Source organism: Bradyrhizobium sp. Crot121 (assembly GCF_059512385.1).
In genome coordinates, this window is the sequence record NZ_JCAMOR010000263.1 from 1 (window position 1) to 1,050 (window position 1,050).

Consider the following 1,050-nt stretch of genomic DNA (forward strand, 5'->3'; position numbering starts at 1 on the left):
GCTAGAGCATGTTGTTTTTTACCGGAATCGGGATTCCCAATTGGAGGAATATCTGATTCAAACTCCATGCTGGGAACGGGGGCCAGCATGGATGACGCGACCCTATTCGGAAGACATCCGCGAACTGGCTCTTGCGCGGGCTGATGTTGGCGAGACCGTTCGCTCGATTGCAGCAGCGCTTCAGATCAGTCCGTCCTGTGTGACGAAGTGGAAGAAGCTGAGGCGAGAGACCGGAGGCGTTTCGCCCGGCAAGATTGGGGGTCACAAGAAGAGGGCTCTGTCCGGCGCCAACGCCGATTGGCTGCGCAAGCGCATTCGCTCGGGACCGTTCACCTTACGGAAGCTGACGAGGGAACTGGCTGAGCGTGGCATCAAGACAGACGTGCGGGCGGTGTGGACTTTTGTTCATGCCGAGAGGCTGAGCTTCAAAAAAAACGATCCATCCGGCCGAACAAAGCCGCCCCGACATCGCCCGTAAACGGGCACGCTGGAAAGCCCATCAAGGCAAGATTGACGCCTCGCGCCTGGTTTTCATCGATGAGACCTGGATCAAGACCAACATGACGCCGCTGCGCGGCTGGGGGCCGCGCGGACAGCGTCTCCAGGCATCGGCACCTTTCGGCCATTGGAAGACCATGACCTTCATCGCCGCGTTGCGTCACGATCGGATCAGCGCGCCCTGCATCATCGACGGCCCCATCAATGGCGAACTCTTCACCCTCTATGTCGAGAAGATATTGGCGCCCACCCTGACAAAGGGCGAGGTCGTCATTCTCGACAATCTCGGCAGTCACAAAGGCAAGCCCGCCCGCAACGCCGTCCGCGCCAGGGGAGCGCATCTGCTCTTCCTGCCGCCCTACAGCCCCGACCTCAATCCGATCGAACAAGTCTTCGCCAAACTCAAGCATCTGACCCGCGCCGCGGAGCCTCGCGATGTCGAGGCAACCTGGCGAAAGGTCGGTGAACTCCTCGATCTCTTCTCAAGCCAGGAGTGCGCCAACTATCTCAAAAACTCAGGATATGTTTCTATATAAAAACATCATGCTCTAG

1 protein-coding gene is annotated in these 1,050 nt (G+C 58.5%); it reads left to right on the forward strand.

The features are described 5' to 3' along the window. The first annotated feature begins 91 nt into the window (after nt 1-91). Nucleotides 92-1,034 (forward strand): IS630 family transposase gene (locus tag AC5ZGW_RS46415; RefSeq protein WP_496114182.1). Its coding sequence is split into 2 segments (ribosomal slippage): nt 92-427 and nt 429-1,034, totalling 942 coding nucleotides; the frame shifts between segments, so codons are not numbered across the junction. The last annotated feature ends 16 nt before the right edge of the window (nt 1,035-1,050 follow it).